The organism is Neisseria sp. P0008.S010 (assembly GCF_051962715.1).
Lineage (GTDB): Bacteria > Pseudomonadota > Gammaproteobacteria > Burkholderiales > Neisseriaceae > Neisseria > Neisseria elongata.
On sequence record NZ_JBQCVA010000162.1, the window covers coordinates 1 to 464 of the forward strand.

The 464-nt window shown below is 49.4% G+C and carries 1 protein-coding gene; it reads right to left on the reverse strand.

Annotation, left to right across the window (positions count from 1 at the left end):
* Nucleotides 1–13: 13 nt before the first annotated feature.
* Nucleotides 14–175, reverse strand: coding sequence for a phage holin, lambda family (locus ACTHSL_RS13025; RefSeq protein WP_206608672.1), 162 nt, complete (start codon nucleotides 173–175; stop codon nucleotides 14–16).
* Nucleotides 176–464: the final 289 nt, after the last annotated feature.

Sequence of the window (464 nt, forward strand, 5' to 3'; positions counted from 1 at the left end):
GGTCACGAATGAACTAGGCGATAATGGCGCACATCGTTGCGTCGATTACTGTTTTTGTAAACGCACCGCCATTATATCTGCCGCGAAGGTACGCCATTGCAAACGCAAGGATTGCCCCGATGCCTTGTTCCTTTGCCGCGAGAATGGCGGCCAACAGGTCATGTTTTTCTGGCATCTTCATGTCTTACCCCCAATAAGGGGATTTGCTCTATTTAATTAGGAATAAGGTCGATTACTGATAGAACAAATCCAGGCTACTGTGTTTAGTAATCAGATTTGTTCGTGACCGATATGCACGGGCAAAACGGCAGGAGGTTGTTAGCGCGACCTCCTGCCACCCGCTTTCACGAAGGTCATGTGTAAAAGGCCGCAGCGTAACTATTACTAATGAATTCAGGACAGACAGTGGCTACGGCTCAGTTTGGGTTGTGCTGTTGCTGGGCGGCGATGACGCCTGTACGCAT